Genomic DNA, 14,120 nt, shown 5'->3' with positions numbered 1-14,120 from the left:
CGGGTTCAGCCCCCACGTAATAAACGGAGGCGCCTCCGTTTTAGTGGAGCACCTTTATCATATAATCAGGGGAACGCGTATGTCACGTGTTGAAAGCCTGCAAGCCGGCGAGAGCGTGATCTCCCTCCTCGAGGGGGAGATGTCGCCGAAGGCGACAGAGGGGGTCGGTTCGACCGGGCGCGGCCTCCTGCGGCAGATGGAGGTTGGCGCTCTATGCGAGGCGACCCCCTCTGGCCGCTTCGCGGCCATCTCCCCCCAAGGGGGGAGATTATGCGCTCCGCCGCTTTCGCCAATCACCGGGGAGCCGCCAGACCTAGCCACCTGGTGACCTTGCCGCTCGCCGGCCGGGCACCAGATCACCCCCTCCGCGTCAAGCAACTGGAGCCAGACGCCCGATGACAAGCAAAACCCGAATTCCCATCCAACTTCAAATCAACGGACATCGCCATGAACTGGAGGTCGAGCCGCGCGTCACGCTGCTCGACGCCTTGCGCGATCATCTCGGCTTGACCGGGACCAAAAAAGGCTGCGACCAGGGCCAATGCGGCGCCTGCACCGTGCATGTCGACGGCCAGCGTGTGCTGGCCTGCCTGACGCTTGCTGCCCAAGCTGAGGGCCGGTCGATCACATCAATCGAAGGGCTTGCCGATGGCGACGGCACGCTGCACGCGGTGCAGGCCGCCTTCCTCGAACAGGACGCCTTCCAGTGCGGCTACTGCACGCCCGGACAGATCATGTCGGCCGTCGCCTGCATCCGCGAGGGCCATGCCGGTTCGGATGATGAGATCCGCGAATACATGGCCGGCAATCTCTGCCGCTGCGGCGCCTATCCGCACATTGTCGCCGCCGTGCGCCAAGCGGCACTGGAGGTCGCGTCATGAGGGACTTTTCGTATCTGCGCGCCAATTCCGTCGATGCGGCATGCCAGGCGGCGGCGCTGCCCGGCGCCATGCTGCTCGCCGGCGGCACCACCCTCATCGATCTCGCCAAATGCGGCGTCACCGAACCCGAAACCGTGGTCGACATCAGCCATCTCAAGGGACTGGATACGATCACGCTCGATGACCGGGGCGTCACCATCGGCGCGCTGGCCAGGATGAGCAGCGTCGCCGACCATGCCGAGATAAAAAGCCGGTTCCCCGCTGTCTCGGAAGCGCTGTGGCAGGCGGCCTCGGCGCAGCTCCGCAATATGGCGACCATCGGCGGCAATCTGATGCAGCGCACGCGTTGCCCGTATTTCCGCGATCCGGCGAATTTTCCCGCCTGCAACAAGCGCACGCCCGGCAGCGGCTGCTCGGCGATCGGCGGCGTCACCCGCGGCCATGCCGTGCTCGGCACCAGCGAGGCCTGCATCGCCACCTATCCGGGCGATCTGGCGACGGCGCTGGTCGCCTTCGACGCAACAGTCCATGTCGGCGACCGCCAGGTCGCGGCCGACGACTTTTTTCTCCTGCCGGGCGCTACTCCCGACAGAGAGAATGCGATCGAGCCAGGCGAGGTGATCACCGCGATCAGCATTCCTGCTTCCGCCGCTGCGGGACGTTCGACCTATCTGAAAGTCCGTGACCGCCAGTCATACGAATTTGCCGCGGCGAGCGCTGCTGTCGGCGTCGAATTCGAGGCCGACGGCCGCACGATCAGAGATTTGCGTGTGGCGCTTGGCGGTGTCGCCACCAAGCCGTGGCGGGCACGCGCCGTGGAAGAGGCGCTGAAAGGCAAGTTGCTGGAGGCTGATATCGTCAAGCAAGCCAGCCTGCTCGCCATCGAGGGCGCCGTCGACCACGGCGCCAACCATTACAAGATCGAACTGGCGCCGCGCATCATCGCCCGCGCCATCCTTAAAGTTGGAGAAACGGCATGACCGTTCACGAGATCAGAACCCGACAAAGTGAATGGAAGAGGGGCGACGCATCGGACGGCGCCATCTTTGCAGAGGCAGTGGGCGGGCGGCTGTCGCGCGTCGATGGCCCGGCCAAGATCACCGGTGCCGCAAAATACGCGGTCGAGCAGCAGCTCGAAGGGCTCAGCCACGCCGTTCTCGTCGAGAGCACGATTGCGGCCGGCAAGGTGCGGTCGATCGACACCGCCGCCGCTGAAAGCGCACCCGGCGTGCTTCTGGTGCTGACGCCGGACAATGTGTTGCGCCTCAACACCGCGACGGACTGGCTGGGCACGCCGCCGCCGGATGTTCCCTATTGCCCGCTGGCGCGCGACATCACCTTCAGCGGCCAGCATGTCGCGGCGGTGGTTGCCGAGAGTTTCGAGCAGGCGGTCGCGGCCGCGGCGCTGGTCAAGGTCAGCTATGACGAGACGCCGGCCATCGTTGATCTCGACGATCCAAAGGCCGGCGACGGCATTCCGGTCGACACGATGACCAAGGAATGGGGCGATGCACAAGCGGCTTTCACCGCCGCCCCGGTGCGCATCTGCGCCGCCTACAACACGCCGCGCGAATACCAGGCGCCGATGGAGCCGCATGGCCTGATCGCGCATTGGCAAGGCGACCGGCTGACGGTGTGGGAGCCCAGCCAATGGCTCGACGGCATGGCGCGGACCTATGCCGAATGGTTCGGCGTGCCGTTCGAGAATGTGCGCCTGGTCTCGCCCTATATCGGCGGTGGCTTCGGCTCCAAGGCGTTCGCCTACGGCTACGGCGCGGTGGCGGCGATGGCCGCGAAAATGCTGGGACGACCGGTGAAGCTCGCGGTCACCAGGCCGCAGACCTTCACCGCCTATGGCGGACGGGCGGCAACGCGCCAGACGGTGGCGCTCGGTGCCGACGCGGAGGGACGGATCCAGTCGGTCGTGCATCGCGGCGTCAACGAGACGTCGGTCGACGGCATGTGGGTCGAGCCGCTCGGCTCGGTCACCTCGATCATGTATGCGACGCCGAATTTCTCGTCGCGGCAGAATGTCGTGCGGGTCAACACCGTGGTGCCGGGAGCGTTGCGCGCGCCGGGCGAGAACCCGAGCGCCTTCGGCATCGAAAGCGCGATCGACGAGCTCGCCTATGAGGTCGGCATCGATCCGCTGGAAATCCGGCTCAGGAACTATGCCGAGCAGGATCCGGAGGTGAAGAAGCCGTGGTCGACGCGGCAGTTGCGGGAGGCCTTCGCGGTTGGCGCGGCAGCCTTCGGCTGGTCGAAGCGTCCACGCGAGCCGCGCTCGATGCGCGACGGCAATCAGCTGATCGGCTGGGGCGTTGCCGCCGGCACCTATCCGGTGCGGCGCGCCTATGGCGAGGCGATGGTGCGCATCCTCACCGACGGCTCGGTCGAGGTCGAAAGCTCGAGCATCGACATGGGGCAGGGCACCTATACGATCCTGGCGCAGACCGCCGCCGAAGTGGTGGGCGTGCCGGCTGAGAACGTCGTGGTGAAGCTGGGTGACTCCCGCTACGCCCGCGCTGGCGTCACCGGCGGGTCGCGGCTGGCCGGCGTGATGACCGGCGCCGTGCACAAGGCGGCGACTGCCGCGCTCGATGAGCTGGTCGGGCTGGCGATCAGCGAAGCCAATTCGCCGTTCCATGCGCTGCAGGCCAACACGCTGGTCGTCAGTGAGGGCCGCATAAGGTCACCGCGTGGCGACGGTCCGGATGTCTCGATCGCCGAGCTGCTCGGCAGCGTCGGACGCGAGCAGATCGAGGCGATGGGCGACACCACGCCGGCCACTTGGACGGCGGAGGATCGCTACAAGAACAATACGACCATAACGATGGCGCTGTCGCACACCGAGGGCGATTATTCCCGCCACAGCTGGTGCGCGCATTTCATCGAGGTGCGCGTCGACGAGGACTTTGGCACGGTTCGCGTGTCGCGCGTGGTGTCGGCGCTCGATTCGGGCCGGCTCTACAATCCCAAGCTCGCCGAAAGCCAGTGGAAGGGCGGCATCATCATGGGCATCGGCCAGGCGCTGCTGGAGGAAGGCATCGTCGACCGCCGCCACGGCCGCGTCGTCAACAACAATCTGGCCGACTATCTCATCGCCACCAATGCCGATATTCCCGACATTGAGGTGATCTCGGTCGGCATCTCTGACCTGCATTCCTCGGTGCTCGGCGGCAAGGGCGTCGGCGAGCTGGGCATCGTCGGCGTTGCTCCGGCGATCGCCAACGCGGTGTTCCACGCCACCGGCAAGCGGGTGCGGGATCTGCCGATCACGCTGGAGAAGCTGATTTAGCGGAGGCCGTGAAGTTGTCGATCTCCCCGTCGTGGGGAGATTGGCAGCTTCAACTACGGCGCCCTGTCCAGACTCACCACGACAGTGTGAAGGCAAGCTTGCCGAAATGCCGGCCGCCGGCCGCCATGTGTGCGTAGGCTTCGGCTGCCTGGTCCTGGCTGTACACCGTGTCGATGACCGGCTCGATACGGGCAGCGGCGATGGCGCGGGCGGCGTCGCGCAGGTCGGAAACCGAGCCGGTATTGTTGCCCACCACCCTGAGTGCCTTGACGATGATCGGCAGCAGGTTTGCGGTGGTCTCGGCGCCGGTGACGAAGCCGATGGTGAACACCGTGCCGCCGGGCGCGGCGGCGTTGACCGAGCGGGCGAAGGTGGCCGATCCGCCGGTCTCGACGATCAGGTCGGCGCCGACGCCGTCGGTCAGTTCGAGCACCCTCGTGTCCCAGTCCGGCGTCGTGCGGTAGTTGATGAGGTGATCGGCGCCGAGCGCCCTGGCGCGCTCCAGCTTCTCGTCCGATGACGAGGTGATGACGACCGTGGCGCCGGCGGCCTTGGCAAGCTGTAGGGTCAGGATCGAGACACCGCCGGTGCCGAGCAGGACGACGACCGATCCCGGCCCGACATCGGCGGTGCGGATCGCATTCCACGCGGTGGTGCCGGCGATCGGCAGCGTCGCCGCCGCTTCGAAGGACAAATGCGCCGGCACCGGCACGACGGCATTGGCCGGCAGCGCGACATATTCGGCGAGCGATCCGGGTAGCGTCAGGCCGCGCATCTCGGTCGTCTCGTAGGGCCGCGGACGGCCGCCGATCCAGTGCGGCTTTGCATGGGCGATGACGCGGTCGTTAACGGCGAGCCTCGACACGCCCTCGCCGATGCCGACGATCTCGCCGGCGCCGTCGACGACCGGAATGAGCGGAAAGCTCGGACCAGGATAATTGCCGCTCGCCACCGCGACATCGACGAAATTGAGGCTCCCGGCGCGCAGGCGGATCAGCACTTCGCCGCGCTGCGGTTCAGGTGTGGCAACGGTGGCGGCGCAAAAGGCGTCCAGTCGGGGTGCAGTCAGTTCGATGGCTTTCATGGTCTCACTCCGGTTGATCGGCCGACGGGCCAATAGATGGGATTGAGTGAAACTAGCTGCTGCGCTATCTCTGCATAATCCTTGGATTTTGCAGTTGAGTTATGCGCCAGATGCAGCAATCCCATGAACCGGCCGCACTGGCCGAGATGGCAGCCTTCGCGGCGATCGCCGAGGCACGCTCCTTCACCAAAGCGGCGGCGCGGGTGGGGCGCGATGCGACGATCCTGTCGCGGCGCCTCGCGTCGCTGGAAGAGCGGCTCGGCGTGCGGCTGCTGCACCGGACGACGCGCAGCGTATCGCTGACCGAGGCCGGAGCCGAGTTCCTCGTCCGCGTCCGCGCCATCCTGGCCGCGGTCGACGAAGCCGAGGCGGCTGCGTCGGCGCATGCCGGCGGCGGGCCGCGCGGCGTGTTGCGGCTGGCGCTGCCCGGATCGTTCGGGCGCATGTGGATCGGCCCGCTGCTGCCAGAATTTCTCGCCGAATTTCCAGACGTTCGCATCGAGGCCGAGTTCTCCAACCGTTTCGTCGACCTCGTCGCCGAGAATTTCGATGTCGCCGTCCGTCTCGGCGCGCTGGAGGATTCGCGCCTGGTGGCACGCAAGGTGGCGACGCGGCGCCGGCTGCTGTGCGCCGCACCGTCCTACCTTGCTCGCGCGGGCACGCCGGCCACGCCGCAGGCGCTTGTCGAGCATGCTTGCTTGGGTTTCACCGGGTTCCAGACCTTTCCCGCCTGGGAGATGACCGACAGCACGGGCCGTCGCGTCCGTATCGAGGTTTCCGGGCCGCTGGTCACCGATGATGCCGAGGTGCTGGTCGAAGCCGCCGTGCAGGGCGTCGGGCTGATGATGAGCACGGATTGGCTGGTCGGACGCGAACTCGCCGACGGACGGCTGGTGCCTGTTCTGGAGGACTGGACGCTCGCCGACGAGGGCGCGGTCTATATCGTGATGCCTTCAGCCAAGGGGCAAGCGGCCAAGACGCGCGCCTTCGCCGACTGGATCGGCAAACGATTCGCCCCGGAGCCGCCGTGGCGGAGAGGGTGCTAATCTCCCCCCTTGAGGGGGAGATGTCGCCGAAGGCGACAGAGGGGGTCGCCGCGCGTGGAGCGTCAGCGCCGTCTCTCGTAGAGGAAGGGGTTGGCGATCTATGTGAGACGACCCCCCTCTGGCCGCTTCGCGGCCATCTCCCCCTCGAGGGGGGAGATTACGCGCTCAGCCGCCTCCGCCTCCACCTTGCTGCTTGATGAAATGAGCGAGCAGATCCATCGGCACCGGAAACACGACCGTCGACGAGCGCTCGCCGGCGATGTCGTGGAGCGCCTCGAAATAGCGCAGCTGCATGGCCTGCGGTGCCTCGGACAGCATCTTGCCGGCCTCGACGAGTTTTGCCGCCGCCTGTTGTTCGCCGTCGGCATTGATCACTTTGGCACGCCGCAGCCGTTCGGCCTCGGCCTGCTTGGCGATGGCGCGGACCATGTTCTCGTTGAGGTCAACATGCTTGATCTCGACATCAGAGACCTTGATGCCCCAGGCATCGGTCCGCTGATCGAGGATCTCCTGGATATCGCTGTTGAGCTTGTCACGCTCGGCCAGCATTTCATCGAGCTCATGCTTGCCGAGCACCGAGCGCAATGTGGTCTGTGCCAACTGGTTGGTCGCGGCCATGAAGTCCTCGACCTGGATCACCGCCCGCTCGGCGTCGACGATACGAAAATACAGCACAGCGTTGACCTTCACCGAGACGTTGTCGCGCGAGATCACGTCCTGCGGCGGAACATCCTGAACCACCACCCGCAAATCGACCCGCACCATCTGCTGCACGAAGGGGATGAGGATAATCAGGCCGGGACCTTTGACTCCGGTGAAGCGGCCGAGCGTGAAGACCACGCCGCGCTGATACTCCCTCAGGATGCGAACGGCCGCGGACAGGAACATGAGCACGACGAGCGCTGCTACCAGGTAGGCCACATAACCGATGATCATTGCCTTGCTCCATCGCTTCGCACATTGCGGCGCCGTATCGTCAGCACGAGACCCCTGACATCAGCCACCTCGACGCTGTCGCCGACTGCAAAGGGTTCGTCGGCCATCGCCCGCCAGCGCTCGCCCCGGGCGAGCACGTGACCCTCGCTGCCCTCCCAGTCGAGGACCTTGGCCGGCAGCCCTTGCATGGCCTGTGCGCCAACACGCGGAGCGTTCTTGCGGGCCGCCCACAGATAGCTGCCGGTCAACAGCGCCAGGCCGAGCGTCAGGGCGGCGGCGGTGCCGATGACGGCCCACGACATCTCGAAGCCGGGCCCCTCGATCCTGAGCAGCATGGCAGCGCCCAGCAGAAAGGCAGCCACGCCTCCCAGCCCAAGCACCACTGTGGGGTTGAAGGCCTCGACGACGAGGAAGATGATGCCAAGCAGCATCAAGGCAAGGCCGGCATAGCTGATCGGCAGGAGATTGAGCGCATAGAGTCCGAGCAGAAGGCAGATCGTGCCAATCACGCCGGGCGCGACCGCGCCTGGGCTCGTGAACTCGAAGACGAGGCCATAAACGCCGATCAGCATCAGGATCACGGCGATGTTCGGGTCGGTGATGACAGCGAGAAGCCGGATGAGCCAGCCGGGCTCCAGCGTTTCAACCGGCAGCCCTTTCGTCGCCAGCACCTCTTTCCTGCCGGCCATTTCCACCGTGCGGCCGTCAGCCAGCTGAAGCAGCTCGGTCGTGTCGCGGGCGACGAAGTCGACGACATGCTCCTGCAGCGCCGCGGTGGCCGACAGGCTGGCAGCCTCGCGCACGGCCTTTTCACCCCATTCGGCATTGCGCCCGCGCAGTTCAGCCAGGCTGCGGATCAACGCAACCGCGTCGTTCGTCGCCTTGGCGATCATCGCATCGCCCGCTGGCGGGTTCTTCTGGTCTTTGCCGGCTCCTGGGCCATTGTTCTTGTCGTCGCCACCGGGAAAGGATGGCAGCGGTCCGCCCATCTCGATCGGCGTCGCCGCACCCAGATTGGTGCCGGGCGCCATCGCCGCCACATGGGTTGCGTAGAGGATGTAGGTTCCGGCGCTCGCCGCATGACCGCCGGCGGGCGCGACATAGCCGATGACGGGAACCGGCGAGGCGAGCATATCGGCGATGATCTCGCGCATGCTGGTGACCAACCCGCCGGGCGTGTTCATCTGCAGGATGAGAACCTCGGCGTTCCGCTGCGCGGCTACCGCCAGCGCTTCCTCGAGCTGCATGGCGCTCGCCGGACCGATGGCGCCGTCTATCTCGACGCGCAGCGCAATCCTCTCCTGGCCGTTCGCCTCTCCGGTTGCGGAAGAAATACAAACGAACACAGCGGCTACAAAAGCCGCGGCAATCAGGGCTACACGCGCGAGTTTCACGCTCAAAGCTCCATATCAAGGATATGGGCTCGATTTTGCCGAAATCCATGACACTTCGCGGCGGGTGAAGCTGATCCAGGGCAACGCCCCGTCCGATTTCCAGCGCGTAGGCGATCCGTAAGCGGGGTTCAGCCAGCCTTCCCTCGACGTCCAAAGCGAGGGGAAGACCGATGTCGAAGCTGCATGCCAATCTTCTGCTTCTGTTCGCCGCGGCACTATGGGGCCTCGGCAATGTTCCGCAGAAGACCATTCTGGACCATCTCGACCCGTTGAGCGCGGTCGGCATGCGCTGCCTGATCGGCTGGATGCTGCCGCTGATCGCCATCGAACCCCGGCGACCGCCAGGTGGCCTCTATCGCGCGAGCTTGGCAAGGGTCAGCGTGCTGTTTGCAATCGCGATCGTCCTGCAGCAGATCGGCTATCTCGGCACGTCGGTGGCGAATGCCAGCTTTCTGGTCAGCACGGCGACGGTTATGACGCCATTCGCGGCGTGGCTGCTCGTCGGCGAGCGTCTGACGGCTTCTGTCGGCCTCGCCGCCGGCCTGACGCTGGTCGGCGCGCTACTCTTGTCCGGCGGCATCGCCAGCTTCAACCAGGGCGATGTGGCGATCATGCTGTCGGCGGGCTGTTACGCGCTCTGGATGGTCGAGCTCGGTCGTCATGCGCAGACCTATGGACGCCCGTTCACCGCCATGGCGGCGCAGTTCCTTGGCGCGGCGGTGATCAGCCTGCCGCTCGGCTTCTTCCATGGCAATCTGTCGCCTGCCAATGCGTTCGATGCCTGGCCGCAACTGCTTGTGCTCGGCGTATTCTCTACAGCCGTCTGCTTCGGCATCCAGACGATTGCCCAGCGTTTCACCTCGGCCAGCCACGCGGCGGTAATCGTCAGCGCCGAAAGCGTGTTCGGCGCCCTGGGCGCGGCACTTTTCCTGGGCGAGCGGATGTCGTCCGCCGGCGTGCTTGGTGCTGCGATCATGCTCTGCGCCGTCCTGTTTCTCGCCACGTCAGGCGGCGGAACGACCGAGCCGGCGCCCGAGGAACCCGAACCTGCACGTCGCGGTTGAACCCAAGGATCGTTGGCGGTCGCTCCATCGAGCCGGTGGGACGCCGCTTGACGCTTCGTTCTGTGCGCAAAACCCCAGTTGGCAGGAAACGGGTGGTTCGCGCGCACTGTTTTACCCATCTCTGATGGCAGGACGAAGCCAGAGGAGGCAAAGCCATGACCATTCATTCGATAGGTTCGAAGGCAGCGGTCCGATCGGCGGAGACGCGCGTCGCCGCATATGATTGGCAGGCGTTGGCCGGGGAGATGAGCGGCTATGGCTGCGCGGTGATGGAAAAGCTGCTGACGCCGCAAGAATGCCGGGAGGTCGCCGGGCTTTACCCGGACGAGAGCCATTTCCGCAGCCATGTCCATATGGCGCGGCACGGCTTCGGCAAGGGCGAGTACCGCTATTTCCGCTATCCCTTGCCCGAGCTGATCGGCGGCTTGCGCACCGCGCTCTATCCGCGCCTCGCCGCGGTCGCCAACGACTGGAACGAGCGCATGGGCATCGCGCAGCGCTACCCGGACGAGCACGCCGCGTTCCTCAAGCAATGCCACGCCCAGGGCCAGACACGGCCGACGCCGCTGCTGCTGCAATATGGTCCCGGTGACTTCAACTGCCTGCATCAGGATCTCTACGGCGATCTTGCCTTCCCGCTGCAGGTGGCAATCCTGCTGTCCGAACCCGGCAAGGATTTCACCGGCGGCGAGTTCGTGCTGACCGAACAGCGCCCGCGCATGCAGAGCCGGGCCGAGGTGGTGCCGTTGCGCCAGGGCGATGCGGTCGCCTTCGCGGTGCACAATCGTCCGGTCCAGGGCAGCAAAGGCAGCTACCGCGTCAATCTCAGGCACGGCGTCAGTAGGCTTCGCTCCGGCATGCGCCATACCGTCGGCATCATCTTCCACGACGCGAAGTAGGGCTGCGTAGACTTCCTTCTCCCCTTCTCCCCTTGTGGGAGAAGGTGGATTGGCGCGCAGCGCCAAGACGGTTGAGGGGTGTTGGACGGAGCGCCGTCGTTGCCAAGCTGGAACACCCCTCATCCGTCGCCTTCGGCGACACCTTCTCCCACAAGGGGAGAAGGGTGAGCGCGAGGCGCAACGTTGGAGCCCAGTCCTTCGGACCCCAATTCTTCATAGGAGTCCGAGGAACGGGCGGGACAAGTGATCGCGGAAAATCCGAATAAAAAAGATTCGCCCCACAAGATCTCTGTCATCCAATTGTTAACCAAGGTTCATACGATGAGCAATGTTGTCTCTCGGCCGGTGTGTGTTCGCCGGGCGGACGACTGTTGATATCTGCCAAGACTGAAAAGTAGATTTTTATTTGCGCAGTATAGTCGGGGATCGCCATGATGTTTCCAGCAAGCTTTGCGTCACTTCGGCGCAAATGGCCGAAGATAACGGGATCAAGTGGCGCCATCGCGCTGGCTGTTGCCTTGATGATCGGGGCCGCTGCGCAGGCTGAGCCTATTCGCGGCGCTGGATCGACACTGGCTGCCCCGATCATCGGCAAATGGGCAACGGCCTACGAGAGCGCCCGCGCAGATGGCGGCGACTATATCTCGCCCGATTGGAAGGTCGACTATGAGATCGTCGGCTCGCTCGCCGGCGTCCTGCGTCTCGACCAGCCGGACATGGACTTTGCCGCGACGGATGCGCCGATCAACGCCGCCGACCTCAGGAAAGCCGGCCGCCAACAGTTTCCGATCGTGATGGGCGCCATCGCCGTCGTCATCAATCTCGACGGCATTGGCCCGGGAAGCCTTCGCCTGACGGGGCCGCTTCTGGCCGACATCTATCTGGGCAAGATCCAGTCATGGTCCGATCCCGCGATCAAGGCGGCGAATCCGGATCTGACGCTGCCCGATCTTAGGATCAGCGTTCTTCACCGTAAGGATGGGTCCGGCTCGACTTTTGTGTTCACGGAGTATCTGTCGGCGGTCAGCGACGAGTGGAAGAGCAAGTACGGCGCCAACACACTGATCTCGTGGCCGCTCGGCGCCGATGCCGAAGGCACGCAGAACCTCATTCGAGCCGTGCATGACACGAAGGGGGCGATCGCCTATGCCGAATCCGGCCAGGCGCAGCGCGCCAGCCTTTCCTACGCACTGATCGAGAACAAATCCGGCAAGTTCGTCAAGCCGGAGCCCGACGGCGTGCAGGCTGCTGCGACGTCCATCGACTGGGCGCAAACGACCGATTTCTTCGCTTCGCTGACCGATCGAGACGGAGATGCCGCCTATCCGATCAGCACGGCTGTGTTCGCGGTCGTTCAGGTCTCGGGCCGTTCGGAACATCGCTATCGCCGCGTGCACGACCTTTTCCGGCTCGCCTTCGCGCAGGGCGCCGGCGACGCCACCGCGCTCGGCTATGTGCCGCTGCCGAAGGCGCTCGTCGACCAGGTCGAACAATACTGGGCGAGCCAAGCGCCCGTCGGAAACTGAGCTGAAGAGCCAGGCTGCCTCGCGCAGCACCTGAACTGAACGTCATATCGCGCCGTGGTAACGGCTTGTTGGGGACTGCGTGACATGGACATAGATATCTTCAAGGACATCCTCGTGCCGGTGATCGGGGGGTTGGGCATCTTCATGCTCGGCCTCGACTTCATGGCAAACGGCATCCAGGCGCTTTCGGTCAACCGGATGCGCGCCTTTCTCGCCAAGGCCGCCGGAACGCCGATCAAGGGCGTGCTGGCAGGAACGCTGATCACCGGCGTCATCCAGTCGTCGACGGCGATGAGCGTCATGGTCGTCGGCCTGGTCAATGCCGGCGTCATCGCCTTGAGGCCGGCGATCAGCGTGATCATGGGCGCCAATATCGGCACCACGCTCGGCAACGGGCTCATCGCCCTGCCGCTCGGCCCGCTTGGATTGATCCTGGCCGGCGTGTTCTCGCTGGTCTACTGCTTCGCCAAAAGCGAAAAGGTCAAGAACATTGCGCTCGCCTGCATGGGCTTCGCGCTGATCTTCTATGGCCTCAACCTGATGACCGGCGGCCTGCGCCCGCTTCGCAACCTGCCCGAAGTCATGGCGCTGCTGCAAACGCTGACGGCCGACTCCTATGTCAACCTTCTCAAATGCGTGTTCATCGCCGCCGGCGTGACCGCCATGATCCATTCGTCCTCGGCGACGATCGGCATTGTGATGGGCCTTGGCGCCGCCGGCATTCTCGACTGGACGACGGCCGTCGCCTTCTCGCTCGGCGCCGATCTCGGCACCACGATCACCTCGTGGATGGCTTCGCTCAATCTTTCGAAGAACGCCAAGCGGACCGCTTACGCGCACATCTCGTTCAACATCATCGGCGTGTGCATCACCATCCCGCTGTTCTTCGTCTCCATGCAGGTCCTGGAATGGGCCATGCAGTTCTTCGGCGGCGATCCCGCCATCCCGGTGATCGTCGACGGCAAGGAGACCTTCCCCCTGGTGCCGGTCGCGGTCGGCCTCTACTCGACCTTCTTCAACATCTTCAATACATTGTTGCTGTTCCCGTTCATCGGTGTGTTCGAGCGGATTTTGTCGCGTGTCGGCCACACGGATGCCGATGACGCGGAGGATTTCTCGACGCCGAGATTCCTCGACCGCAAGCTGGCCGGCGATTTTGCCAAGGCCGTTCCCGCCGTTCAGCAGGAAACGGCCCGTCACCTCGAGGCCGGCGCAATGTTCCTCGACATCGCACGCTCGTCCAAGAAGGCGCCGTCGGATCCGGGCGAGCACTATCTCGCAACCGACATTCTCAGCCGCGATATCCGTGCCTACACCGCCGAACTGATGAAGGAGGATTTGCCTTATGACCAGCTCGACCTGATCGCCAGCCTGATCGAGGAAGCCGACTTCACGGCTGCCTTGACGGAATCGATGCATCAGGTGGCACGCCGCGTCAGGCGCGAGAAGTTCAGCGGCCCGGCGCAGGCCATCGTCGACGTGGCGTTGAGCAAGCTCGATGTTTCGCTGCGGGAGATCTTGCCGACTTACGGCATCTCCAACCCGCAGATGCCGGCCGGCCACGTCAATCTGCCGGAGGTCGAGGAGCTGCGCGCCCGCACGCTGGCGCTCGGACCGAATGCTGGCGCTGCTGAGCGTGGCACGATCCTGGCCCTGCTCGGGTCGATCGAACGCGCGGAAATCCTGATCCAACGCATCGATGCCGAGCGCAAATCGATCAACCGGCAAAGCGTTCTCGCCCGTGCCTCGGCACGCAAGGAAGCCAGGCCGCACTCGATGGGCGATACCGGCCTCAGCCCGGTTCCGGCCGAGTAGCGGGAAAGCTGGGGGGGGCGGCGGGGCTGCCCTTTCCCTTCTCCCCTTGTGAGACCTTTGCACAGAAGCCGAACGGTGATTCTGTGGTGAAGGTTGGAGCAGGGAGATTCGGGATGGCGGATCGTGTTTTGGGTCAGTTGAGTCTGGCGGACGGTCTGGCGGCGTCGGATGAGACGA

Annotated in this window: 11 protein-coding genes; 8 read left to right on the top strand and 3 right to left on the bottom strand. The window is 64.9% G+C overall.

Annotation, left to right across the window (positions count from 1 at the left end):
• Positions 1 to 395: 395 nt before the first annotated feature.
• Genes EOC94_RS19980 through EOC94_RS19970 form a run of 3 tightly spaced genes read left to right on the top strand, consistent with a single transcriptional unit; the run spans position 396 to position 4,179 of the window.
• On the top strand, positions 396 to 881 hold the full coding sequence (locus EOC94_RS19980; protein ID WP_127292910.1) for a (2Fe-2S)-binding protein: 486 nt from the start codon (positions 396 to 398) through the stop codon (positions 879 to 881).
• Positions 878 to 1,861: a xanthine dehydrogenase family protein subunit M gene (locus EOC94_RS19975; RefSeq protein WP_127292907.1), complete on the top strand. Its 984-nt coding sequence runs from the start codon at positions 878 to 880 to the stop codon at positions 1,859 to 1,861. Before EOC94_RS19980 ends, EOC94_RS19975 begins: the two co-directional genes overlap by 4 nt.
• Complete coding sequence (locus EOC94_RS19970; protein ID WP_127292905.1) at positions 1,858 to 4,179, top strand: xanthine dehydrogenase family protein molybdopterin-binding subunit; 2,322 nt, start codon at positions 1,858 to 1,860, stop codon at positions 4,177 to 4,179. Before EOC94_RS19975 ends, EOC94_RS19970 begins: the two co-directional genes overlap by 4 nt.
• Before the next feature lie 73 nt (positions 4,180 to 4,252).
• Here the strand turns inward: EOC94_RS19970 and EOC94_RS19965 are convergent, their stop codons facing one another.
• The gene (locus EOC94_RS19965) at positions 4,253 to 5,263 is read right to left on the bottom strand and encodes an NAD(P)-dependent alcohol dehydrogenase (protein ID WP_127292902.1); all 1,011 of its coding nucleotides are present in this window, start codon (positions 5,261 to 5,263) and stop codon (positions 4,253 to 4,255) included.
• Between the two features lie 110 nt (positions 5,264 to 5,373).
• Between EOC94_RS19965 and EOC94_RS19960 the strand changes: the two genes are divergently transcribed.
• On the top strand, positions 5,374 to 6,309 hold the full coding sequence (locus tag EOC94_RS19960; protein ID WP_126105618.1) for a LysR family transcriptional regulator: 936 nt from the start codon (positions 5,374 to 5,376) through the stop codon (positions 6,307 to 6,309).
• A gap of 165 nt (positions 6,310 to 6,474) precedes the next feature.
• On the opposite strand, the gene EOC94_RS19955 is transcribed toward EOC94_RS19960, so the two are convergent.
• Both EOC94_RS19955 and EOC94_RS19950 read right to left on the bottom strand, forming a co-directional pair.
• On the bottom strand, positions 6,475 to 7,245 hold the full coding sequence (locus EOC94_RS19955) for a slipin family protein (protein ID WP_126105619.1): 771 nt from the start codon (positions 7,243 to 7,245) through the stop codon (positions 6,475 to 6,477).
• Positions 7,242 to 8,639 (bottom strand): nodulation protein NfeD, encoded by a 1,398-nt coding sequence (locus EOC94_RS19950; RefSeq protein WP_126105620.1) that lies wholly within the window; start codon positions 8,637 to 8,639, stop codon positions 7,242 to 7,244. The genes EOC94_RS19955 and EOC94_RS19950 overlap by 4 nt, the downstream gene beginning before the upstream one ends.
• Positions 8,640 to 8,809: 170 nt before the next feature.
• Here EOC94_RS19950 and EOC94_RS19945 point away from each other — a divergent pair, with 170 nt between their 5' ends.
• The 4 genes from EOC94_RS19945 (at position 8,810) to EOC94_RS19930 (ending at position 13,943) form a co-directional block, all read left to right on the top strand.
• The gene (locus EOC94_RS19945; RefSeq protein WP_127292899.1) at positions 8,810 to 9,703 is read left to right on the top strand and encodes a DMT family transporter; all 894 of its coding nucleotides are present in this window, start codon (positions 8,810 to 8,812) and stop codon (positions 9,701 to 9,703) included.
• A 155-nt stretch (positions 9,704 to 9,858) separates the two neighbouring features.
• Positions 9,859 to 10,602 (top strand): 2OG-Fe(II) oxygenase, encoded by a 744-nt coding sequence (locus EOC94_RS19940; protein ID WP_127292896.1) that lies wholly within the window; start codon positions 9,859 to 9,861, stop codon positions 10,600 to 10,602.
• Positions 10,603 to 11,033: 431 nt separating this feature from the next.
• A complete protein-coding gene (gene pstS / locus EOC94_RS19935) occupies positions 11,034 to 12,128 on the top strand; it encodes a phosphate ABC transporter substrate-binding protein PstS (RefSeq protein ID WP_245465603.1) in 1,095 nt (364 codons plus the stop codon).
• 84 nt (positions 12,129 to 12,212) lie between these two features.
• Positions 12,213 to 13,943 (top strand): Na/Pi symporter, encoded by a 1,731-nt coding sequence (locus EOC94_RS19930; RefSeq protein ID WP_127292894.1) that lies wholly within the window; start codon positions 12,213 to 12,215, stop codon positions 13,941 to 13,943.
• The last annotated feature ends 177 nt before the right edge of the window (positions 13,944 to 14,120 follow it).

The sequence above is a fragment of the Mesorhizobium sp. M6A.T.Ce.TU.016.01.1.1 genome, from assembly GCF_003997065.1.
Taxonomy (GTDB): Bacteria; Pseudomonadota; Alphaproteobacteria; order Rhizobiales; family Rhizobiaceae; genus Mesorhizobium; species Mesorhizobium mediterraneum.
This window is presented reverse-complemented; position numbering and strand designations above follow the sequence as displayed.